The 23,905-nt window shown below is 39.3% G+C and carries 17 protein-coding genes; 12 read left to right on the plus strand and 5 right to left on the minus strand.

The annotated features are described in order from the left end of the window. The first annotated feature begins 271 nt into the window (after positions 1-271). Positions 272-1,633 carry a response regulator gene (locus tag ACE1AT_RS06745; RefSeq protein WP_374866587.1) on the plus strand — a complete coding sequence of 454 codons (1,362 nt, stop codon included), beginning with the start codon at positions 272-274 and terminating at the stop codon, positions 1,631-1,633. Positions 1,634-1,678: 45 nt separating this feature from the next. Here ACE1AT_RS06745 and ACE1AT_RS06750 read toward each other — a convergent pair whose 3' ends face one another. Together ACE1AT_RS06750 and acsF are read right to left on the minus strand one after the other, a co-directional pair. After that, complete coding sequence (locus tag ACE1AT_RS06750) at positions 1,679-2,332, minus strand: hypothetical protein (RefSeq protein WP_374866643.1); 654 nt, start codon at positions 2,330-2,332, stop codon at positions 1,679-1,681. A gap of 257 nt (positions 2,333-2,589) precedes the next feature. Then, a complete protein-coding gene (acsF, locus tag ACE1AT_RS06755; RefSeq protein WP_374866589.1) occupies positions 2,590-3,666 on the minus strand; it encodes a magnesium-protoporphyrin IX monomethyl ester (oxidative) cyclase in 1,077 nt (358 codons plus the stop codon). A gap of 276 nt (positions 3,667-3,942) precedes the next feature. Between acsF and ACE1AT_RS06760 the strand changes: the two genes are divergently transcribed. After that, positions 3,943-4,524, plus strand: a complete 582-nt coding sequence (locus tag ACE1AT_RS06760; protein ID WP_374866591.1) for a TetR/AcrR family transcriptional regulator — start codon at positions 3,943-3,945, stop codon at positions 4,522-4,524. A gap of 101 nt (positions 4,525-4,625) precedes the next feature. Then, positions 4,626-5,732: an alpha/beta fold hydrolase gene (locus ACE1AT_RS06765; RefSeq protein ID WP_374866593.1), complete on the plus strand. Its 1,107-nt coding sequence runs from the start codon at positions 4,626-4,628 to the stop codon at positions 5,730-5,732. A gap of 260 nt (positions 5,733-5,992) precedes the next feature. Here ACE1AT_RS06765 and ACE1AT_RS06770 read toward each other — a convergent pair whose 3' ends face one another. From ACE1AT_RS06770 to ACE1AT_RS06780, 3 genes are all read right to left on the minus strand, one after another. Then, on the minus strand, positions 5,993-7,192 hold the full coding sequence (locus tag ACE1AT_RS06770; protein ID WP_374866595.1) for an FG-GAP repeat domain-containing protein: 1,200 nt from the start codon (positions 7,190-7,192) through the stop codon (positions 5,993-5,995). A 677-nt stretch (positions 7,193-7,869) separates the two neighbouring features. Next, positions 7,870-9,054 (minus strand): FG-GAP repeat domain-containing protein, encoded by a 1,185-nt coding sequence (locus ACE1AT_RS06775; RefSeq protein WP_374866597.1) that lies wholly within the window; start codon positions 9,052-9,054, stop codon positions 7,870-7,872. 440 nt (positions 9,055-9,494) lie between these two features. Continuing rightward, on the minus strand, positions 9,495-10,757 hold the full coding sequence (locus ACE1AT_RS06780) for an acyltransferase family protein (RefSeq protein WP_374866599.1): 1,263 nt from the start codon (positions 10,755-10,757) through the stop codon (positions 9,495-9,497). A 324-nt stretch (positions 10,758-11,081) separates the two neighbouring features. On the opposite strand from ACE1AT_RS06780, the gene pepP reads away from it, so the two are divergent. The 9 genes from pepP (at position 11,082) to rppB (ending at position 23,098) form a co-directional block, all read left to right on the plus strand. After that, entirely contained in the window at positions 11,082-12,389 is a 1,308-nt protein-coding gene (pepP, locus tag ACE1AT_RS06785) for a Xaa-Pro aminopeptidase (protein ID WP_374866601.1), read from the plus strand. 249 nt (positions 12,390-12,638) lie between these two features. Next, on the plus strand, positions 12,639-14,321 hold the full coding sequence (locus ACE1AT_RS06790; protein WP_374866644.1) for an efflux RND transporter periplasmic adaptor subunit: 1,683 nt from the start codon (positions 12,639-12,641) through the stop codon (positions 14,319-14,321). A 60-nt stretch (positions 14,322-14,381) separates the two neighbouring features. After that, positions 14,382-15,008, plus strand: a complete 627-nt coding sequence (locus ACE1AT_RS06795; RefSeq protein WP_374866603.1) for a class I SAM-dependent methyltransferase — start codon at positions 14,382-14,384, stop codon at positions 15,006-15,008. A 12-nt stretch (positions 15,009-15,020) separates the two neighbouring features. Continuing rightward, positions 15,021-18,095: an efflux RND transporter permease subunit gene (locus ACE1AT_RS06800; protein WP_374866605.1), complete on the plus strand. Its 3,075-nt coding sequence runs from the start codon at positions 15,021-15,023 to the stop codon at positions 18,093-18,095. A gap of 14 nt (positions 18,096-18,109) precedes the next feature. Then, positions 18,110-18,607, plus strand: a complete 498-nt coding sequence (locus ACE1AT_RS06805; RefSeq protein ID WP_374866607.1) for a hypothetical protein — start codon at positions 18,110-18,112, stop codon at positions 18,605-18,607. A gap of 434 nt (positions 18,608-19,041) precedes the next feature. Further along, the gene (locus ACE1AT_RS06810) at positions 19,042-19,755 is read left to right on the plus strand and encodes a DUF305 domain-containing protein (protein ID WP_374866608.1); all 714 of its coding nucleotides are present in this window, start codon (positions 19,042-19,044) and stop codon (positions 19,753-19,755) included. Positions 19,756-20,125: 370 nt separating this feature from the next. Then, positions 20,126-21,019, plus strand: a complete 894-nt coding sequence (locus ACE1AT_RS06815) for a hypothetical protein (protein WP_374866610.1) — start codon at positions 20,126-20,128, stop codon at positions 21,017-21,019. Beyond that, positions 21,016-21,720, plus strand: a complete 705-nt coding sequence (rppA, locus tag ACE1AT_RS06820; protein WP_374866612.1) for a two-component system response regulator RppA — start codon at positions 21,016-21,018, stop codon at positions 21,718-21,720. Before ACE1AT_RS06815 ends, rppA begins: the two co-directional genes overlap by 4 nt. Next, entirely contained in the window at positions 21,707-23,098 is a 1,392-nt protein-coding gene (gene rppB / locus ACE1AT_RS06825) for a two-component system sensor histidine kinase RppB (protein WP_374866614.1), read from the plus strand. The genes rppA and rppB overlap by 14 nt, the downstream gene beginning before the upstream one ends. The last annotated feature ends 807 nt before the right edge of the window (positions 23,099-23,905 follow it).

Raw genomic sequence — 23,905 nt, forward strand, 5'->3', positions numbered from 1 at the left:
GTAGGTTGGGTTGAGCGCAAGCGAAACCCAACAAAGCGTTGATAATGTTGGGTTACTCTGCGAGAAGCCGCGCAGGGCGCGTCTACGTTCCTCAAACGCCAGGTGCTACAACTCTTGGGACCCCCGCAACGCACTGGCTCCCCAACCTACGCTAGTTTTAGTTTTTAGCCTTAACTGAACCGTATTGCAATTTAACCAAGCCAATGAGCAAACATCAACTCAACTGTTTAACTGTGTCGTAATTGTTGAATAAACAGAGGAAGATCGGAAAGTGAAGGAAGCTCTACGGCAAGTCCGTGATGACTTAGAAAACCGAGTACAGCAAAGAACTAGGGAACTTTTAAACATCAACCAGCAGTTGCAGAAAATTCTGGGAAAACTGCATATTACAGAAGAGGAACTACACCAGCAGAACAAAGAATTAACTGCTACTCGTGAGATGTTGAAGTTGGAACGCCAGCGTTACCAGGATTTGTTTGAGGAAAAGAAAAACCTGGAACAACAATTTTTGCGCGCCCAACGCCTAGAAAATCTTGGTACTCTGGCTAGTGGTATTGCTCACGACCTGAACAATGTTTTTACCCCCATTTTAATGATTTCGCAATTACTACCAATAAAATTGCAGGCTGTTGATGGACAAATTGAGGAACTATTGGAGGTACTGAGACATACTTCCAAGCGAGGATCTGATTTAGTCAAACAAATTCTGGCATTTGCACGGGGGACAGAAGAAAGATGCAATTATGTACAAGTTGGACACTTGCTTTTAGAAGCAGCCAAAGTTACTAAACAGACATTTCCCAAATCCATTGAAATCTGTACTCAGATTCCAACTACAAACCTATGGATGGTTGATGCTAATGCTACCCAACTGCATCAAATCTTTATGAATCTTTGTGTGAATGCTCGTGATGCTATGCTCAATGGCGGGATTCTGAAAATCTCAGCCGAAAATCAAATTATTGATCAGACCTATGCTCAAATGTATCTTGATGCCCATGAAGGAAACTATGTTGTTGTCACTATCTCCGATACAGGAATAGGGATTTCCCCAGAATTCATGGAACACATTTTTGCTCCGTTTTTCACCACTAAAGAAACTGGTCAAGGCACAGGATTGGGTCTTTCAACTGTTCTCAGTATCGTTAAAAATCACGATGGCTTTGTGCAGGTGTTAAGTGAAGTGAATAAAGGTACTGAATTTAAAGTTTACTTACCAGCAGCAAATATTAGCCCCACTAACCAAGTACAAGAGGAGGATACTCCAACAGGTAACGGAGAATTGATTTTGATTGTGGATGACGAAGCAATGGTGCAACAGGTAACTCAAGCATCACTACAAGAAGCTAATTACAACACCTTATTAGCTAGCAATGGCATTGAAGCGATCGCACTCTATGCCCAGCATAAGCAAAAAATCAGTGTGGTCTTCATTGATATGATGATGCCGACAATGGATGGGTTAATCGCTATCCGTACCTTACAAAAATTGAATCCACAAGTAAAAATTATTGCCACTAGTGGATTACCTGCTATGGAACAGCAAGCTTTGTCAGCTGGTGCTAAGGCATTTTTGTCAAAACCCTACACGGCAAAGGAATTATTAAAAAATTTACACCAGCTAATCATTTAGTTAAGAGTTAATCAGTGATAACTGATAACTGATAACTGACAACTGTCAAGGCATCCACTCCAAACCCACTCCTATACTACTATCTTGATCCTGTTGTGAAGTCCTTTGTTTAAAACCAGTAGATAGACGTAGATTACGAGTGATCGCATAACCAATCGCAGCTGTTGTTAAACCTACTTCTTCTTCACTACCAGGAGAAATCCAGCTTTGAGTTACCGAAATATCGGCAGCACCACCACGAGATAATACCAACAGCAACTTGATGCCTATATTTACCCCATCTGTAGAATGATCATTAGTTCGTAAATACTGATATCCTACCAACGGCGCAAAGTTAACATAACTACCTAAAGGACGTAGATAATAATATAAATCAGCACCATAAGATTCATGCTTACCGTTGAATGCTGACTCATACTCCGCACCCACCGTTAAACCACTCCGACCGATAAATACATCTTCGATACTAAAATTTATTCCCCCTCCCTGTTCCTCAGAAGTGAACCGAGAATAGCCCAGCCGTATCTTAGTGCGAAAACTAGGATCATTTTGAATTTCTGACAATACATTTGGAACTCGACGCCGCCAGCGCTGTAAAACTGGACTCTTTTGAATAATTTCTGGACTTATATCTAAATCCTGGGCAGATTTACTAGGAGTTTGACACCAAGCAGGGTTAGCTACCACAAGCCAACTCATACCTAATCCAAAACCCAAAGATAATAAATCTCTTGCAAAAGTGATTTTTACAACAAGCGGGAAAACATCAAAGGATAAAGGCGAAAGGAATAAAGCAACACCTTTAACCTTTTCCTTTTCAACTTTCCCCAACTTTTGTAAGGATTTCAATAACTTATCTTTCATTCCTTGGCGTCCTTGCCCTCTTTTGTGGTTCATATAAAAAAGTGGCCCTGCTTTCAGCAGAACCACTTAATTTTTAGCAAAACCTAGAGAACTTAGCGCACACTACCCTCAGCAGCAGCAGCGTCAATAGGCTTGATTAAGTACAAGCGCAGAGTTTGCCAACCATTGGAAATGTAATAAGGCAGCTTTTGGAAGAATTGTAAGAATTTAGGAGTATTAGAATTCGCGATCGCTGTCAATTTTTCGTTATTCTTCACACAAATTTCTAAGCGATCGTAAAACTCCGGCTTGTTAACATCCAGCATCACCGGGAACACCCGCCCAGCTGTTTCATTTGTCTTCTCAATCACATATTTGTCATATTCTCGCGCATCCAACCCAATAGAGGCGTAGAAGTCTTGACGCTGAATATCATTGAGATACATTGTGGCAAATACTGACAGCAAGAAGAACCGACACCACAACCGCGCCTTCCAGTCATTTAAGATTTGCGGCTGTGCTTTCATCACAGCATCAAAGAAATCACCGTGGCGGTTTTCATCTTGACACCAGTTTTCAAACCACCGGAAAATTGGATAAACTCTGTCTTCAGGATGTGCTTCCAAGTGGCGATAAATTGTGATATAGCGCCAGTAACCAATCTTTTCAGAAAGATAAGTAGCGTAAAAGATAAACTTCGGTTGGAAGTAGGTATAATTTTTGCTCTTAGTCAAAAATCCTAAATCCAAGGACATGTTAAAATCTGCCAATGCTTTATTCAAAAAACCAGCATGACGCGCTTCATCCCGCGACATTAGGTTAAAGCATTCTGCCAATACAGGGCTTTTGTCCTTGAGGCGACGGCTGAGTTCTTTGTATAGCAAAAAGCCAGAAAATTCTGCCGTACAAGAACGCTCTAAAAATTCAACAAATAAGCGGCGAGTATCCCCGTCAATATGATCCCAGGATTGTTCAAAGTCCACATCCCGAACAAAGTGATGGCGGTTGTAGTCAGCGCGGAACTCTTCTAGGATGGCTCTCAACTCATCTTCATTGACGGAGATATCCATCCGCGCCATCGCATCAAAGTCTGTGGTGTAAAACCGGGGTGTTAACAGGGTTTCTTTTGCCGGGACTTTAATTCCCGGACGCAATTCTTCAAAACCTGGTTTTTTTAGGGAATCTACCATGTTGTGATTGCTCTTGTGTCTTTTTTTATTGTTCAATGCCCTAGAAAGCCAAGGTTTTTGCTTTCAGGCGGTGCAACAGACAGAATAATGCATTTTGTGTATTAAAAATCAGTCTAACAAGGCATGGCGTAACAGTAGAGGGATAAAACGTTAAGAGTTGCAACAAATTTGGGAGATTGGGGATTCTCTTCAAACAGAGACTACCGGAATTGGGAGGGTGGGGCTTGGAGCTTAAAAGCCTTGACAAAAAAATCTACCTAATTTAAGTTAGATAGCATGGGCAAAGAGGTAAGTAAAAATTCATCTAAAGAAGTAGTTATTAACGTGGCTCAACAGTTGTTTGCGGCACGGGGATATGCCTCTGTCACCCTGAAGGATATTGCTGATCGACTTGGTATTAAACAAGCTTCGCTATACTATCACTTTCCTGGCGGTAAGGAGGATTTGTTTATGGAAGTTACGATTCGTCACCTCGAACAGCAACGGCAAGGATTGGAGCAAATCATTGCCAAGATGTCTTCCTTGGAATTGGAGGAGTGTTTAAACCAAGTGGCGAAATGGCTTCTGGCTCAACCTCCACTCCATATCAGTCGCCTCATCAATTCAGATTTACCTGCACTCCCAAAAGAAAAAGCCGATCAGATTCAATCGGTGATGGATAGCTCCATTGTGCCTGCGATCGCAGAATTATTTGCTCGATACCAACACAATTTGCGAGCCGAACCATTCTATGTTGCAGCTACTTTTTTAGCTGTCATCGAACCAATCCATATTTTTAAGCATTACAGTCCCAACGGTGAGGACTTGATGATTGCGAAGTCGATAAATTTATTCCTGCACGGTGCAATGGAAAAATAATTTTTTTAGATTTTTATCTAACTAATTTTAGGTAGATTTTCGTCATCTTGTGTAGGTGCGATCGCAGATTTCAGAAATTTATACAAATCTGCCTATAACCCATGCAATTTCAACCTACTCCAAGTAACACCAACACCATGAAATTAAAAACAGTATTCGCTTGCCTAATTCTTGCGCTTTTAACCCTATTGGGAACACTGGCAATACCTGTGATAGCACAACAGCCCGCTCCAGCAGTCGTCACAGAGAAAGATAATCAAATTCTGGCGAGGGTAGTTTCGCAAGAAGGTATACCGACTTCACCAGAACTACAATCTGTACTTAACCGTAGCGTCGAACTGAAGGGTTTTGGTGCGATCGCTTTTAGAGCGCCCCTAAAATCAAGTTCAAAAAATGCAACTCCAATTGTTTTGTTTCACGGTATTTTCGGCGGCGTTAGTCACCGGGAGTTACGCCAACTTCTGTCATCCTTAGATAAGACAGGCGCTCCAGTTTACATCATGGATTTGCCAGGAGTTGGTCGGTCTGCCAAGCCCAAAACAACCTATAATTTTGAAAAAATTGACCAGTTTATCAGTGAATTTCTCACAGAAGTGGTGCGCCGTCCAGCCCATGTTGTAGCATCTGGAACTACTACACTCAGTGCATTAAAAGTTGCATCACAAAAACCCAGTTTAGTCAAATCATTAATCATACTATCGCCCAATGGGATTACTACCCTGGCATCACCACCCACAGAAGAGCAAAACCAAGCATATCAGCAAGCGCTACAAACTGATGATGCAGCCATATGGGTTAATCTTTTATTACCAGCAAGCATCAGACCATTTAACGAAGCATCATTTTCCGAACCATCTTTTTTAGAAAAGAATGGCGATATCTTAATTGAAGAAGCATTGATTCAACGTCCCAACATCGAACAACGCTGGATTAGTTATGCATTTATTTTTGGGCAGTTTTTTCGCCCTTTTGCCGAGGCTAGTAAGAGTGTGAAAGTCCCCGTACTGGCAATTTTTGGTGAAGATTACAAGCCGATACCAGGTGATCCTCCCATCGAAATTGATCGAGCAGAACAGTTTCGACAAATTCGTCCTGACTTTAAATACTTAGAAATTCCCCAAGCAAGTACATTAGTTTATACAGAGCAACCAGAGGCAGTTACTAAGGCGATAGTTGAGTTTTCTTGTGGTGGAAATTGCTCTGCATAGATGACTAAAAGCCAATTAACTTGATAGCCAAAGACATATTTTTACAGTATAGGACTTACGCAAAAATTTCCCAAATCCTTAATTTATGGAACCGCCCTTCGGGTACTCTACCAGAAGCCGGACTTCGTCTGTCTACGTGTCTACCGTAAGGTAGAACGCCAAGAACTCGTAGAGTGTGCGTAAGTCCTAACAGTAAAAATAAACAGTTAACAGTTATCAGTCATTCAGTTTGATCGCTGATAACTGTTTACTCATAATTGTTAAAAAGCGCTCCACTCAGTACCAACTTGTGGTAAAAATGTACCATTAGCAGTTGTGCCATTCATAAACCAAACAGCAACTTCACCGGTTTCACCATTGCGCCAGAAAACATCTGTCTTGCCATCGCCATCATAATCGCCGATGCTTGGTTGCCAAGATGCACCAGTCGCAGGTAAGAAAGCCGCAGTTCCTACTGATGTGCCATCCATTAACCAAGCGGTGTTTTCGCCAGTTGTCTGATTGTGCCAAAATACATCTGTCTTACCATCGCCGTTGAAGTCGCCAATAGAAGGTTTCCAAGCAGAGTCTTGTTTCGACAAATTACCTTCACTGATGAAGATACCATTCATCAGCCAAACTTTATTCTCGCCTGTTTCGTAGTTACGCCAGAGGATGTCACTGTTACCATCGTTGTTAAAGTCACCAACGTTAGCTTCCCAGTTACCTTCCAATGTGCTTAGATTATATTCTGATGCATTTGTGCCATTCATGAACCAGACTTTATTTTCACCGGTGATATTATTACGCCAAAAAATATCGTTTTTGCCATCACCGTTAAAATCAACCACACTAGAAGTCCAGGTTGTGTCAGTGGTAGGTAAAAAAGCGGCAGTTGTGACATTTGTACCATCCATCAACCAGGTAGCATTTTCTCCAGTTTGAGTATTACGCCACAAAACATCACTCTTGCCATCACCATTAAAATCTGCAATGTTGTAAGTCCAAGCTGGGCTGATTGTTTGTACAGTAGCTTGAGAGGCAATGTTTGTGCCATCCATTAACCAAATCACATTTTCACCGCTATTTTTATTGCGCCAAAAGATATCAGTTTTGCCATCGCGGTTAAAATCGGCATAAGTAAAATCCCAGGATGCATCTACTGTAGTTACATTAGATGCTCTAGGGTTGCTGCCATCCATCAGCCAAATTGCAGTTTCACCTGTTTGAGAGTTCCGCCAGAATTTATCAGCTTTGCCATCTCCATTGAAATCTGCAACAATGGCTGCATTGCTGAATCTAGAATTAGGATTAGGGTTTTTTGCTGCGACTAAAGATTGTTTTTCATCATTTGAGCTTGAGGAACTTCCCAGACTAAAATTAAGATTGGGAACGGTATTGTCATCAAAAAGATTTGTGGAAGCATATTTTGAGGTGCTAGTTTCTATAGATAAATTCAAGGGCGAATTAGAGTTAGACATACTGTTTGTTGATTACTAGTACAGGTCGGCAGAGTCTAATTTGTAATTTAGAATCCCCAATTAATAATTGAGAATTGCAAATGTACAATAGTTCATCAAATTTTCATCTATTATTCAGGTAATTTATGTCAAAAAATAACATCTGACACTTTTAACAATGTTGTTTATGATTAACAGTTTTGTAACTCAAAAATTAATTCACTTAGCTACAAACTATAATATTTGATTAATGCTTATAGATAACATCGAGATTGAGAGTCCAGATCCCCGATTCCTCTAAGAAATCGGGGATTTTATTGTTCATAAATGATTGAGAAATGCTATTGTAATGCTGACACTTTAATGTGTTTAAACATTGACATAAGGCAACACCAAAAATTTCATATAATGAGCGGGTGGTAGATGCATTGATACTTGCACAAAATTGCGATCGCTCTAGTGGTCTATCCCATTAATTTTGATAGGTTTGTAGTAAGCAATGCGCGTGCTTAAATATTTGAGGACTAAAGTTCTCACTACAAACTGTGCAAAGTTGCTGTGACAGACTACTAGTAGTACGCCTTGAACAGATGTGACACAAAGAATCTCCAAGAAAATTACCCGCTATGAATGAAAATCTTTAGGCAGTGTGGATCGTTATTTCAGCGCTTACTGTCAACTGTTAACTGTTCACTGGGCTAAAAAGTATACCATTCTTTGCCAAGTGTAGGCAGAGCGGTAGGAGTAGAGTCAGTACCAGTTACAATCACAACGGCGTTTTCACCTGTTTCGTAATTCCGCCAGAAGATGTCGGTTTTACCATCGCCATTGGTATCGCTGATACTGGGTACCCAAGCACCACTGGGTGCATCCGCAGCAACTGTGGTGAGAACATTGCTACCATCCATGATCCATATCTGGTTCTTACCAGTTTCCTGGTTGTACCACAAGATATCAGTCTTACCATTACCGTCAAAATCACCAATCAACGGTTTCCAACTAGAACCTTCGAGCGTAGGTAGAGCAGTGTCACTAGCAACGGTTGTACCATTCATTAACCAAACTTTATTCTCGCCTGTGGCTTTGTTGCGCCAGAGAATATCGGTTTGGTAATTGAGGTCAAAATCACCCAAAGTAGCTTCCCATTCTGTGCCTAATGTGGGTAAAGATGCACCAGTGGCGTTTGTGCCATCCATTGTCCAGACAGCATTTTCACCTGTGGTTGTGTTGCGCCAGAAGATATCTGTCTTACCGTCGCTGTTGAGATCAACAATGTTGGCTGTCCAGTTGGAATCAACAGTCTGGAGAAAAGATGGGGTGGTTACTTGGGTACCATCCATTAACCAAGCTGCGTTTTCGCCGGTTGTTTTATTCCGCCAGAGGATGTCGGTTTTGCGATCGCCATTGAAATCTGCAATCACTGGCGCCCAGTCTGGACTTAGTGTTGCTAAGGAGGCTTCTGAGACAACAGCTTGTCCATCCATCAGCCAAACCTGGTTTTCACCTGTGGCTTTGTTGTACCAGAGTAAGTCTGTTTTGTCATCACCGTTGAAATCGGCGATTTTAACATCCCACTCTGTACCCATTGTCTTGACAAAATCCGCAGAGGCGACATTTGTGCCATCCATCAACCAAATGGCATTTTCACCAGTTTGAGAGTTACGCCAGAACTTGTCGTTTTTACCATCACCGTTGAAATCGGCTACAATTGCCGCACTCGTGAATACAGGGTTAGGATTTTGCAGATTCGGAAGCTCAAGCTGAGAGTTTGCATCCGAAGAACTCCTGTAGCCTGAGTATGTCTCTGTCTGTAATTGATTTTTGCTTGTGTATTTGTCTGTTGAGATTGGAGCGCTACTAGAAGTAGAAATCTGATCGGACATGGCGTGTGTTTGAGACAAGTGGTCATAAACCTTTTAACTGTTTTTTTATTTGAGATTCAAGTGTTAGTTAATAACATATTTTGCTTCTTAATATTTTCTTAAGAAGTGTCATGCTTTGCCTAAAATAAAAGCCTTTTCTAGCTATTTTCTGAAAAAAAACAAGTACAAAATAATCACTTTTACGATATATTAATGCTAATTATAAACAAATTGTTAACTAAACAAACATCTATAAATTATCAACTGTTTTTATATGGAGTTTAAGAGTTAAATAATAAACATGTACTAAAATTTTCTGAGTATTTATTATTTTTTATACACTTATATATTTATAGGATATTAAGTTTGTAGTAAGTGGCTCTAGCCCTTATGATGAGGACTAAAGTCCTCACTACAAACAAAAAATGAGAATTGTATGTAACACTTGCGTAAGTCCTAATTTAATTAGAAAATGAATGATTTTTTTTGAATTTCGTCGCAGGTAATTCTACTAAGTAGTATGTAACAGTAGCTAGTAGAACTGATAAAGTCAGTGTTGCTACTAGTCTATTGTAAAAAGCTTCAATGTGAATATCTGAAGAGAATATTGCATAAATTCTAAGTAAAATTGGCATATGCCAAATGTAAACACCATAAGATAAATTGCCAAACACTTCTAATATCCTGAGAGGATTTTTTAAAATAGCAGCAAAGGATAGCTTTTCATTTTTGGTGTAGATATGATAATTATCTGATTCAAAAGTGAAAATAAAAAAAGATGTAATAATTGCGGTTAATGGTTGAAAAATAAAGATAGTCGTCATTGTTCTCCAACCACCAGGACGATTAGGTAATCCCCATAATTCTTGATGATATAAGTGATGAGCAGTAAACAGATAAAGTAAAATCATCAAGATAATAGCTATATATTTTTTATTAATAAATATTTGGGGATGAATTTTGTTGTTTATTGTGGAAGACTTTGATTTGCAATATTGTATTAGTGCATTTACCAAAAACCCAGATAAAAAGACATCTATATTATTAAATATGGGAGTGTACCAATATTTAAATGCATATCCCATTTGATAATTGATTTGATGAGAAAAAGTCAGCCAACATAAGCTTTTAATAAAAAATGCTACTAATATAATTAATATTGCTGCTGCAATTACCTGCTTTTGCTGGAAGATGAGAGATTTGCTCAAATTATAAATAAAAGGAACAAATATATAAAATTGCATTTCTGTAGAAAGTGACCAAAAAACATCATTGAACGCGATTGGCTGAGATCCAACATAAGGATGATATGTGAAAGTGCAAACTCGCAGCAGGTATCCCCAATTCTCGAATTTAAGAACATCAGGATAAACAAATATAGATAAAATCAAAATAGCAAAATAATAAAGAGGAAAAATTCGCAAAACACGATTACGCCAAAAGTTAATTACTCCTGTGACATCGCTGCTATAACGCTCAGTGTAAAAGGCTTTTCCCATCAAATAGCCAGACAAACAAAAGAAAATCCAAACTGCGACTGCACCATGACTAAAAATGAGCCAAGTTAAATCGTAATTTTGATAAATAAGTACATTTCTAGGTGGAGCGCAATGGATAATTACTACCATTAAACAGGCAAAACCACGCAGAGCCAACAGAACATCTAAACGATTGTGATTCTGAATAACTTTTGGCAGATGCAAGTAATTTATTGATTTTTCCATGAATACTTTTAAATCAGTTAACAGTTAACAGTGATTAATTTAATTTGATAACTAATAACTGTTAAATTTAGCGATCGCATATCATAAATACAATCGCCCAAATAGATATAGATATAGATTAATTTAAAAATATTTAAGTATATTTTCTACTTAGCGTGTTGCCAAATTGGCAAAAATATGAGCCTAAATTTGTCAGTGAGTAGGGACACATAGCTGTGCGCCCCTACAAAGGTTATGAGGGTATCAACCAAAGATACTAAGGTGGTTGTAGTTGACCAGTGTGAATTTTAGACACAATGAGATTAAGTTCTTTATAGCGGAATTATGCAGACAGAATATAAACAGCGTCGGGAAGCATTAATGTCCAAAATTGGTAATGGTACTGCAATCTTTCGTAGTGCGCCAACAGCAGTGATGCACAACGATGTCGAATATAACTTTCGTCAAGATAGCGATTTCTTTTATCTGACTGGGTTTAACGAACCGCAAGCAGTAGCAATTCTAGCGCCACATCACCCAGAACATCAGTTTGTGTTGTTTGTGCAACCCAAGGATAGGGAACAGGAAGTTTGGAATGGTTATCGCTGTGGGGTAGAAGCAGCGAAGGAAGTATATGGCGCGGATGAAGCTTATCCAATTGCGGAACTAGATGAAAAACTACCGCAATATCTGGAAAAAGCCGATCGCATTTATTATCGCTTAGGACGCGATCGCACTTTTAACGATAAAATCCTCAATCATTGGCAACGTTTAATGCGGACTTATCCCAAGCGGGGTACAGGGCCGATTGCGATTGAAGACACTAGTCCCATTCTCCATAGTATGCGTTTGGTTAAAACTCAAGCAGAATTGGAGTTCATGCGTAAAGCTGCTGACATTGCAGTGGAAGCACATAACCACGCCATGCAATTTACCGCGCCAGGACTTTTTGAGTATGAAGTGCAAGCAGAAATAGAACATATCTTTCGTAAGCGGGGTGCTTTGGGGCCTGCTTATCCTTCAATTGTTGCTTCTGGTGTCAATGCTTGTGTACTGCATTATGTAGAGAATAATCGACAGATGCAGGACAACGAGTTACTGCTGATAGATGCTGGATGTGCCTACGAATACTACAACTCAGATATTACCCGGACATTTCCTGTCGGAGGTAAATTTACTCCAGAACAAAAAACCTTGTATGAGATTGTTTTAGCAGCACAAAAACAAGCGATCGCCCAAGTACAACCAGGCAACCCTTATAATCTGTTTCATGATACCGCCGTCCGTGTTCTCACAGAAGGTTTAGTGGAAATCGGTATTCTCAAAGGCGAAATTGACAAATTAATAGAGGAAGAAAAATATAAGCCATTTTACATGCATCGCACTGGTCATTGGTTAGGCTTAGATGTGCATGATGTAGGAGTTTACCAGCACGGTGACAACCCACAAATTCTACAACCAGGACAAGTAGTGACGGTAGAACCAGGACTTTATATAGTACCAGATACTAAACCAGCAGAAGATCAACCAGAAATAGATCAACGTTGGGTTGGTATTGGTATTCGGATTGAAGACGATGTCTTGGTGACTCCCACAGGAAATGAAGTATTAACTGCTGGTGTACCCAAAGAAGTAGAAGATTTAGAAAAATAGGGTGTTGCTGAAGGCGGTATGAATCCAAATGTAGAGACGCGATATATCGCGTCTCTACAAGGGTTTGTAGTGAGGACTTTAGTCCTCTATGAGCGCTTAAGCGCTCACTACGAACTTCCCGCCAAAACTCGATTTCATCCTAATTTCATTTCTAAATGAAACACTAGTGTAAGAGTGCATTTCTCAAACCCGAAAGTACTTTTGACCATTCGCAATTCCTGATGCTCCATACTCAAGGATTTTATGGCGATGTCTTACCCTGTGCGTTCCCAAACACCTAAAGCAATTCCTTGTGTTTATGGCACAGTTGTTAGCCTGCTGTTATTAGCAAGTCCCGCAGTTGTTCTGGCTCATAGCGGACATGGAAACGAATTTCATCAACAAAGTGAAACTACTCAAATTACCAATTCTATTCAAGTTGATCCCGACACAGCCAAACGTCTAAATATTAAAGTCGAACCAGTCCAACGTCAACAGATAACTTTAGGGATAAAAACCACTGGACAAATTGAAACTCTACCTAGCCAAAAAGTAGAAGTAACTACCCCAATTTCTGGGGCGAAAGTAGTTGAATTGTTGGTGGAACCAGGTGCAAGCGTAACAAAAGGTCAACCCATTGCTGTTGTCACCAGTCCTGATTTAGTGACATTGCGCGTTGAATCGCAAGAAAAACTTGCTCAAGCTCAAGCTGATTTACAGCAAGCGCAAGCCGACTTAAGACTGGCTCAACAAAATTACCAGAGATACCAACAAATAGCCGATTCTGAAATCGCTCAAGCCCAAAGCCAAGTATCATTTGCTCAAGAAAAATACGACAAAGACCAACAGTTAGCTGCTACTGGAGCTTTACCCCGACGCAATGCTTTAGAATCGCAAACCCAATTAGCAGAAGCTCAAGCCGAATTCACCAAAGCTAATAGTCGTCGAGACGTGATTGAGGCAGAAAATCAACTCAAACGCGCTCAAGCCGCAGTTAATGTTGCAAAAAGACAAATTCAACTCAGTAATACTACTTATCAAACTCGGCTGCAACAATTGGGTAACAGTGCTAATGCCAAGGGATTAGTGACGGTAACTGCTCCGATTGCTGGTAAAGTTGCAGATAGGGAAGTAACAATTGGTCAAACATTCGAGGATGCTGGTGGCAAGCTAATGACGATTGTGAATGATAGTCAGGTTTTTGCTACAGCTAATATTTATGAAAAAGATTTAGGTAAAGTAAAAATAGGTCAACAGGTAAGTGTCAAAGTTGCTTCTTTACCTGACCGTAATTTTACAGGAAAAATTACCGTAATTGGCTCAGTAGTAGAAGGTGAAACGCGGGTAGTACCTGTAAAAGCCCAAATAAATAATCCAGGTGGAGTCCTCAAACCAGGGATGTTTGCAGAACTAGAAGTCTTGACAGAGCAAACCTCAACACCTAGTTTGGCTATTCCCACTTCAGCTGTAGTTGATGTGAATGGTAAAAAACAAGTTTACGTGCAGAATGGAAATGCTTACCAACCTGTGGAAGTGACTTTGAGTCAAACATCCGGTGATATGGTTGAGGTCAAAAGTGGTTTATTCGAGGGAGACTTAATAGTTACCCAGCGCGCACCTCAGCTTTATGCTCAATCATTGCGGGGTGATAGTAAGACAAAACCAGACGAACATACACAAGCTCCTTCACAGACAACTGAAGTTAAAACATCTAGCTTACCAGCACCGCTGTGGTTGCTAGGAGCAGGTGGAGGAGCTGCGTTAGCCACCTCTTTTATCGCTGGTGCTTTTTGGTCAAATCGCCGGACTCGTTCTCGATTAGTACCAGCAGGTAATTCTGATGATGAAAGCTTCAGTTATAAAACTGAAATTTCTCTCGATAATCATCAGCAGTCAAAATTATCTACTTCTAACATAATTATTGATGAGCAAAATCATCATCGTCATTCATAAGGTAGTTAGCTATTTTTAATTAACTGAAATTTTTGAAAATTTATTTAGTATCTCATCTGTATGAGTGAAAAAGTAGTTCGTCAACAATACGACCAAATAGCAAATTTCTATGACCAACGGTGGAAAAGTTATATTCACAAAACACTTTCTTTTCTCAAAAATTGGGCAGATATTCCACCACAAGCAACACTACTTGATGTTGCTTGTGGAACAGGAGAGTTTGAGCGCTTGCTACTTTGTGAAAATCCAACACAACAAATCATAGGGGTTGATATTTCTGAAAAAATGTTACAAATAGCGCAAGCAAAATGTTCTGATTACCCCAATGTCTCGTTTTTTATTGCTTCTGCATCTGCGTTACCTTTTGCTAGTAGTAGTTTCGATATAATCGTGTCTGCAAATTCATTTCATTATTTTGAAAACCCAAATTTTGCATTAGCAGAAATGAAGCGTCTTCTCAAGCTCAATGGTCAATTAGTGATTTTAGATTGGTGCAGAGACTATTTTTTCTGTAAATTATGTGATTTATTTTTGAGAGTTTTTGATTCAGCACACAAGCAGTGTTACTCTCAAGCTGAATTTCATCAAATGCTTACTTGTGCAGGCTTTAATATTTGTCGCGCTACAAAAATTCGCTTTGGCCTGGTCTGGGGATTAATGGTAGCGACAGTCACACCTGAAATTTAAATAGGTTTGTTAATGCTGAGTGCCATCATTAAATGGGCGATCGCTCGCCGTTGGTTAGTCATTCTGGGTACAATTATCGTCACAGTTTGGATATTTCGGACAATCATCCAAATGCCGTTGGATGTCTTCCCCAGTTTCGCACCTCCACAAGTGGAAATTCAAACGGAAGCACCAGGACTTGCACCGGAGGAAGTAGAATCTCTAGTCACTTTACCAATCGAAAGTGCAATTAACGGTACTCCGGGAGTCACAGCAGTACGTTCTTCTAGTGCGTCGGGAATCTCCGTTGTTAAAATTATTTTTAACTGGGGAAGTGATATTTACCAAGCTCGCCAATTGGTAACAGAGCGATTGCAACAAGCGCAAAGTAAACTTCCATCAGGAGTTGAAACACCGCAGATTTCCCCTACTAGTTCTCCCATTGGAACTGTACTGCAATACGCTTTTACATCAGAAAGCACTCCTTTAATGGAAGTGCGGCGCATAGTTGATTGGCAAGTAACAAACCGCCTTTTGGCTGTCAGTGGTGTTTCTCAGGTAGTAGCATACGGTGGTGATAGTCGCCAATATCAAGTATTAATTGATCCAGCAAAACTCAGAGCTTTTAACATTACTTTAGAAGACGTAGAGCAAGCCGCCTCTGCTGCTAATGTTAATGCTCCAGGTGGTTATTTAATTACTCCCGACCGTGAAAAATTAATTCGAGGTATCGGGCGAATTGAATCAACAGAAGAACTACAGCAATCTGTAATTACTGCTCGCAATGGTACACCTGTAAAAATATCAGATATTGCCGATGTGCAAATTGGGGCAGCTATCAAACGAGGTGATGGTAGTTTTAACGGTCAAAAAGCAGTGATTGTCATGATCAATAAACAACCACAAGCTGATACCCCCACTGTCACCCGTGCGATTGAGGCGGCGATGTCAGAAATTAAAGCAGGCTTACCCAAAGACATCAAAGTTACTCCTACCTTTCGCCAGGAAAATTATATAGATTCTTCGATTGAAAATGTTAGAGAAGCTTTAATTGAAGGCAGCATTATTGTTGCGATTATCTTAATTCCATTTTTAATGAATTGGCGCAATTTAGCGATTTGTTTAACAGCTTTGCCTTTGTCTTTGTTAGTAGGAGTACTATTATTAAATTGGGTGGGACAAGGTTTAAATACCATGACTTTGGGAGGGTTAGCAGTAGCAATTGGTTCAGCTGTTGATGATGCGATCGTTGATGCTGAAAATGTCTACCGTAACCTACGAGAAAATAAATATTCTCCCAAACCACGTCCTGTTTTAGAAGTAGTATTTGACGGCTGTCAAGAAGTACGTGATTCGGTATTTGGAGCCACTATTATTACTATAGTTGTCTTCTCCCCAGTGTTTGCTTTGACTGGCGTAGAAGGTAGTATTTTTATTCCCATGGGATTGGGTTATATGGCGGCTGTGATTGCTTCTAGTATCACAGCATTAACAGTAACTCCGGCTTTGTGTGCAATATTATTACCTTACGGTCACTTACCAGAAACCGAACCTTGGGTAGCAAGATTTTTTAAGCGGCTTTATTATCCTTTATTAACATTTTCTCTGCGACGTTCGGGAATTATTTTAGCCCTAGCTATTGCGAGTTTAGTAGCAGCAACTTTGATTGTTCCTTCATTTGGAAGAGTGTTTTTACCAGAGTTTCAAGAACAAACTTTAGTGAATACTTTAACTCTTTATCCGGGGGTTTCTCTGGAAGCTACTAATGCAGCTGGTGAAGCACTTCAACAAGCTCTCAAGGGAGACTCTAGATTTCCTTACGTGCAGTTACGTTCTGGACGTGCGCCTGGTGATGGAGATGCAGCAGGAGTGAATTTGGCACATTTGGACATTGAATTAAGCGAAGCAGGAATGAAAGATAGGGAGGAGACGATTGAGAAGCTACGGGAAGAATTTGCGAAATTACCGGGGGTAGCACCGAATATTGGTGGTTTCATCTCTCACCGCATGGATGAGGTATTGTCTGGAGTGAGAAGTGCGATCGCAGTCAAAATTTTCGGTTCCGATTTAGAGCAACTTCGCACAATTGGTCAGCAAGTTGATAATGTCATGAAAACTGTGAATGGGATTGTGGACTTGCAACTTGAACCCCAAATACCGATTGAACAAATACAAATTAAGTTCAACCGGCTTGCTGCCTCACGATATGGTTTAACAGTAGGAAAACTTTCTGAAATTATCGAAACCGCCCTTAATGGTAGAGTCGTATCTCAAGTTTTGGAGAAACAACAAACTTTTGATTTACTTGTATGGTTAAAGCCAGATGCACGTCAAAACTTGGATACAATTCGCAATCTGTTAGTTGATACTCCTGACGGTCAAAAGATTCCCCTAGCACAAGTTGCTACAATTGAAAATGGTACTGGTCCCAACACTATCAATAGAGAAAATGTCTCTCGTTTAATAGTTGTTTCTGCTAATGCCAACGGTAGAGATTTGCGCTCTATTGTGAATGAAATTCGAGATAAAGTAAAGCAACAAGTACAGATACCTCCGGGTTACTACATTCAGTATGCAGGGCAATTTGAGGCAGAAGAAAGAGGCACTCAAAATATTTTAATTTTTAGTGCTATAGCTTTTGTTGCTATTACAGTCATCATGTATCTTTCAGTTAAATCTATTCCTTCTACTGCCATGATTATGATTAATTTGCCTTTAGCATTAGTAGGAGGAGTATTTTCAGTGGCTTTGAGTGGCGGTATTATTTCTATCGCCTCTTTGGTTGGTTTTGTTACTTTGTTTGGAGTTGCTACTCGTAATGGTTTACTACTGGTAGATAATTACAACACCAAATTTGCAGAAGGAATGCCACTCAAGGAACTATTAATTAAAGGTTCAATGGAACGGCTAAACGCTATTTTAATGACAGCTTTTACCTCAGCTTTAGGATTAGCACCTTTAGTAATTGAAAGTGGACCAGGAAAAGAAATTCTTCAACCACTTTCGATAGTAGTATTAGGTGGATTGTTTACTTCTACAGCATTAACGCTAGTGGTTTTACCTGCTTTATATGCTAAATTTGGCAAGTTGTTAATGCCGACCAACTAATCAAGAATCATTCAATGCAATATCTGAATCTCAATTTTGTACTTTTAGCAAGTGTTGGACTAGTTTTTTTAGGCGCTTGTAATAACAGTAGTCCAACCACTACTACAGATAATAATACTTCAGTAACCTCTAACTCCGGTTCTGTATCACCAACTACTTCTGCTTCATCTGCTGCTAAAACAAATAACGAACATGGTGCATCTAAAGGCGGTCAAGTTGTAGAGACAGGAACTTATCATTTAGAATTTGTTCCTGAGAAAGAAGCAAGTGCAACTCACATGGATTTATACCTGCTAAAAGGTGACAACCATGAAACAGTACCTGATGCAAAAGTAACGGCTCAAGTTCAGCTACCTGATGGAAAACAAAAATCAATTCCTATGACTTATGACGCTAATGGAAAACATTACACAGCAAAGTTAACTGAAAAAGAAACTGGTCAATATCAAATAAAAGTTCTTGCGGATGTTAAAGGCGAAAAAGTAAACGGTAGATTTACTTTTAATCAATAGATTTCTTATAAATTTATTAGCTTAGTGATTCCCATAGCTTTTGGAGAAGGGTACGCCTACGAAGACGCTAGGTGATGATTAGACCCTGAAAGGGGCTTCCCGAAGGGTAGCATCCGTCTTATCGCGATCGCATTGTAAATAAATTTTGATATAAAACAACATTTCATCTTGATTTCATTCTGAAATGAAATACTAGAAATGTGGGCTTTTGTCAAACTAATAACTCAAATTGGTCAGATTTGATAAGTAAAGTTTTGTTGCTGTAACTTGACTCTCCAGTTGAGTAGAGATTTGACAATTGAAGTTAAGGGGGAAATAATCACGAGAAAAGACAAATAAAACTGTTATATACTCAAAACTTCCTCACAAATTCCCGCTAAATTTAATTAGAGAAACCAAGTATTTAGCCTTCATTCTCTCATAGAGGTGAAGTTATGAAGAACAAAAATTTGATTTATGGTCTTATAGGGTTATTGAGCAGTAGTGCTTTGGGAGGACTATTAATCATCAATAACACGCAAGCTCAGTCCCCAAATCCACAACATAATATTCATCACCGATTTGCTCAAGTTACTCCTTCCCAACCTTCCCAGCCTTTGCAACGACGAATGATGACTCAAGTGGATCGACATTTCATCGAAATGATGATTCCTCACCATGAAGATGCGATAGAAATGGCTAAGTTGGCTTTAAACCGGGCTAAACATCCCGAAATTAAAAAACTAGCTCAAGCTATTATCAAAGACCAAAACCGCGAAATTGAACAGATGCGTTCTTGGTACAAAAAGTGGTATGGCACAGAAGTACCTGCTACTCCAATGGCTGGTATGGGGATGATGAGAATGCACCAAGGTAGGGGTGAGGGTATGAACCGAGGAATGATGAGAATGTCCATGCATCGAGATATGCAGGTGCATTTGGATATTCTCAAGAATACCTCTGACTTTGATCGAGAATTTATTCGTGAGATGATTCCGCATCACCAAATGGCGGTAATGATGTCGTATATGGTTGTTAACAGTGGTACACACCCCGAACTTCGCAACTTAGCTCAATCCATCATTCAGACTCAAACGGCTGAAATCACACAGATGCAGCAATGGTATCAGGCTTGGTATAAGCCTGCTCCTAGACAAAGTCAACAGTAAACGAACAACCTAGTCTATGCCTTTAGCATAGACTAGGTTGTTCGTTTAGATACGTTAGTGTAAGTACTTCACGCAACTGAATAGCCTGTCTCATTACTCATCAAAAGCAAGATCCTGAGATTTTAGGATTTCATCCAAATTTCATCATCGAATGGCAGACTAATAGTAAATCACCATTTTCACCCAATACGGTTCAGTTAAGGCTAAAAACTAAAACTAGCGTAGGTTGGGTTTCGTTCTTCAACCCAACATTATCAAGGCTTTGTTGGGTTTCGCTTGCGCTCAACCCAACCTACATTTCTTCTTAACTGAACCGTATTGCATTTTCACCAACAAAATATTTCTGTTTTACAATCAAATCTGTAAACACATGAACCGAATTTTTACTGCACTAGCTATCACTTCAAGTCTTGTTCTCACTCAAGCTTGCGCCTCACAAGTAAAATCTTCCCAAACAAGCGAAATATCAATTCTGAATACAAATACTATTGCAAATGCGAATCCCCACACAGATCACAATATGGAGAATGACCACAATCAGCATTCTGGTCATTCCAGCTTAGAACCTGTAAATGCAATTGCGGAGCTTAAAACACCCAGCAAAATTATTCCTAAAAACCCTGTCTATTTAGCAATTGATATCAAAGATAAAGCAGGTAAACCAATTGCTAATTTTGATAAATTTCAAGAACAATTAATGCATTTAATTGTCGTTAGTGATGACCTCCAATCTTTTCAACACATTCATCCTACATATAAAGGCAATGGACGTTTTGAAATTAAAACTGATTTTCCTTATCCTAGCGGTTACACTCTTTTCAGTGATTACAAAGTAGCGGGAAAATCAGAACAAGTTTCAGTGTTAAAAACACAAATTCCAGGGCAATCACCAACTACACCAAAAATTGATTTAGCTACTAATAAAACATTTGGCAACACTAAAGTTAATCTGAAATTATCTCAACCCACAATCAAAGCTGGACAAGAAGTTCATGTAATTTTCAATTTACAAGATACCGTAAGTAATCAACCACCCGCAGATTTAAAACCTTATTTAGGAGAAAGAGGACATTTAGTCATCCTCAAGCAGTCATCGCCATTAACACAAGCAGATTATATCCATGCTCATGCGATGAAAAATACTCCAAAAGGTGAAATTCATTTCATGACCAGTTTTCCGAAGCCAGGAAAATATAAAATGTGGGGACAGTTCAATAGAAATGACAAAATAGTTACTGCTGATTTCTGGATAGATGTGCAATGAGAGTCTTACTAGTTGAAGATGAACCCGATTTAGGTACTGCAATTAAGCGAACTCTTACCCAGCAGAAATATTTAATTGATTGGGTAGTTGATGGTAATGATGCATGGGCATATTTAGAAAATAGCTGGACACAATATACACTAGCTATTTTTGATTGGATGCTGCCAGGAATATCAGGATTAGAATTGTGTAAGCAACTACGTTACCATAAAAATCCTCTGCCTGTGTTGATGCTCACAGCAAAAGACAGTATGGAAGATAAAGTTGCTGGTTTAGATGCAGGTGCAGATGACTATTTAGTGAAGCCATTTGGAATGGCAGAATTATTAGCGCGATTGCGTGCTTTGCAGAGGCGATCACCTCAATTTCAGCCACAGGAATTAACGGTGGGTAATCTGACTTTAGATTACGGCAATAATATAGTTGTCAGTCAAAATGCTGGAGGAAATAAACAGGAAATTTCTCTGACTAATAAAGAATTCCAGCTACTAGAATATTTTATGAAACATCCAAACCAAATTATTACTACTGAACAACTTCGCAATCAGCTTTGGGAAGTGAATGCAGAACCTATTAGTAATGTAGTAGCGGCTCAAATACGTTTGTTACGTCGCAAACTAGTTAACAATGGCTGCGGGAACATGATTGAAACTTTGCATGGTATGGGATATCGTCTCAATCTGACGGATGAATCAGAATAAACTGTTTCAATTAACACGCTTGCATTTAGCTCTGTGGTACGCCCTTGTGATGGCGTTAATTTTAAGTGTATGCGGCTTTGGTATTTACAGAGCGATCGCTCATGCTCATTGGGTAACATTAGACCGAGAAATAGAATCAGTTGCGGGAACATTACACGATAGTATTGAACTAAAATTACAGCAACCTGGTCGATTAGAACCAGTAATACAAGAGCTTCTACCAAATATCTGTGTGGTAGGAAATAGATGTACTCCAGAGCCATCAAATTTACGACGCCATACTCTGAGCGCGATTAATCAAGGTCACTATTATGTACGTTTTTTTGACAATTCTGGACGTTTGTTTGCTATAGCTGGTTCTCATCCCGAAGCATTATCATCTGAGTTTAACAAAGAATTATGGCAGACCTTAAAAGACAGTCAAGGTAAGCTTTATCACCAGATTTCTTTGACATTGCATACTCAAAACAATGATGATTGGGGGTATATCCAAGTAGGGCGAAGTCTGGAAGATTTCAATAGTTATTTAGATGTAGTAAAACTCACCATAGCATTAGGCTCACCAATTGTTATCGGTCTAGTTGGTCTTGCTAGTTGGTGGCTAGCAGGATTAGCAATGCAACCAATTTATAAATCTTACAGACAAATTCAGCAATTTACAGCAGATGCTGCACACGAGTTGCGGACACCTTTAGCCGCAACCCAAGCAACAGTGGAATCAGCACTTTTTATACCACAATTAGATGAAACAGAAGCACGGGAAATTCTGCAAAGCATACAACGTCAGAATCAACGACTGACTACTCTGGTAACAGATTTATTACTGCTAACCAGATTAGATCGTCAAACAGTGCCATTGCGACGCGATATTTGCTGTTTAAATGATATTATTGACGACTTAATAGAAGAATTTGCCGCATTAGCGATCGCAGCAGGGATAAAACTCAAATCAACAATACGAGTTTCACACCCTGTGAATATTGTCGGTGATGGAGACCAGCTTTATCGGCTATTTTCTAATTTAATTATTAATGCCATTCAATACACACCATCAGCAGGAAAAGTAACTGTTTACTTAGACCGCAGTGATCATCATGCTGTAATTCAGATTGAAGATACAGGAATTGGGATTCCTCAACCAGAATTGTCACGAATTTTTGATCGCTTTTATCGTGTAAATTGCGATCGCTCTCGTACTACTGGTGGTTCTGGATTGGGATTAGCAATTTCCCAAGCAATTGTCCAAGCACACCACGGTAGCTTTAATGTGCAAAGTGAATTAGGTAAAGGTAGTACTTTTACGATTAAGTTACCTTTCAATATCCGCCCACTGAATAGCGTTCGCTCTATTTATATATTTAAAAAATTTTCCACTTGATAGCAAATTTGATGAATCAAGATAGGGTTACAGAATGCGATCGCACTTCCTAATAACATTTTGGATTTTGGATTAGACTTCTTGCATGAATTTTTCTTTACCCTCACCCTAACCCTCTCCCAATATTGGGAGAGAGTAGCTCCCCTTCTCCCAATATTGGGAGAAGGGGTTGGGGGATGAGGGTAACTTTATTCGTGCAAGAAGTCTATTGAGTCCACGGATAAATCCACTTTTTTGTACCCTACTCGGAATCATCAGTCAAATAAAGTTAATTATTTCTAAAAATAAACAATTAAAGTTTACATAAAAACCCATTTTAGTATCAATACAACCAATTTATAAGCTTTTTTTAATCACTTTTTGATGTTGAGAAAATCCATAACCAGACTAGAATTTAGTCATGCACTAATGTCGAATTTCAGGTGTGTCAAGCTAGCTCTTGACGAGGGTAATCTCTGCTTTTTATTTACAATTTGTATTTGATCCCCTACTTGAGAAGCTTCTATTTTCACAACTCCTACATAGATTGCTATAGCTCCTAGTTGTCAGTGCCTAATTTTTAGCATAGATAAAAACAACTTTATCAAAAAAAATGCTGTCATATATGTCTTATATGTTATTTTTTGTACCTGCAAAATTCACAAAAACTAACATATAAGTTAATAAGTGTTACTTTATACTATTTATATTTCTTATGACCGTTATACTATTTTCAGGTTCTACCTGGGAATTACTTAGAAGTGGCTCTGCCACTTCTTTTTCTGTAACTTATTTTGTCAATATATTTTTCAATAATCCAACAGTCCC

Origin of the sequence: Pelatocladus sp. BLCC-F211, from assembly GCF_041928655.1 — a bacterium.
GTDB lineage: Bacteria > Cyanobacteriota > Cyanobacteriia > Cyanobacteriales > Nostocaceae > Pelatocladus.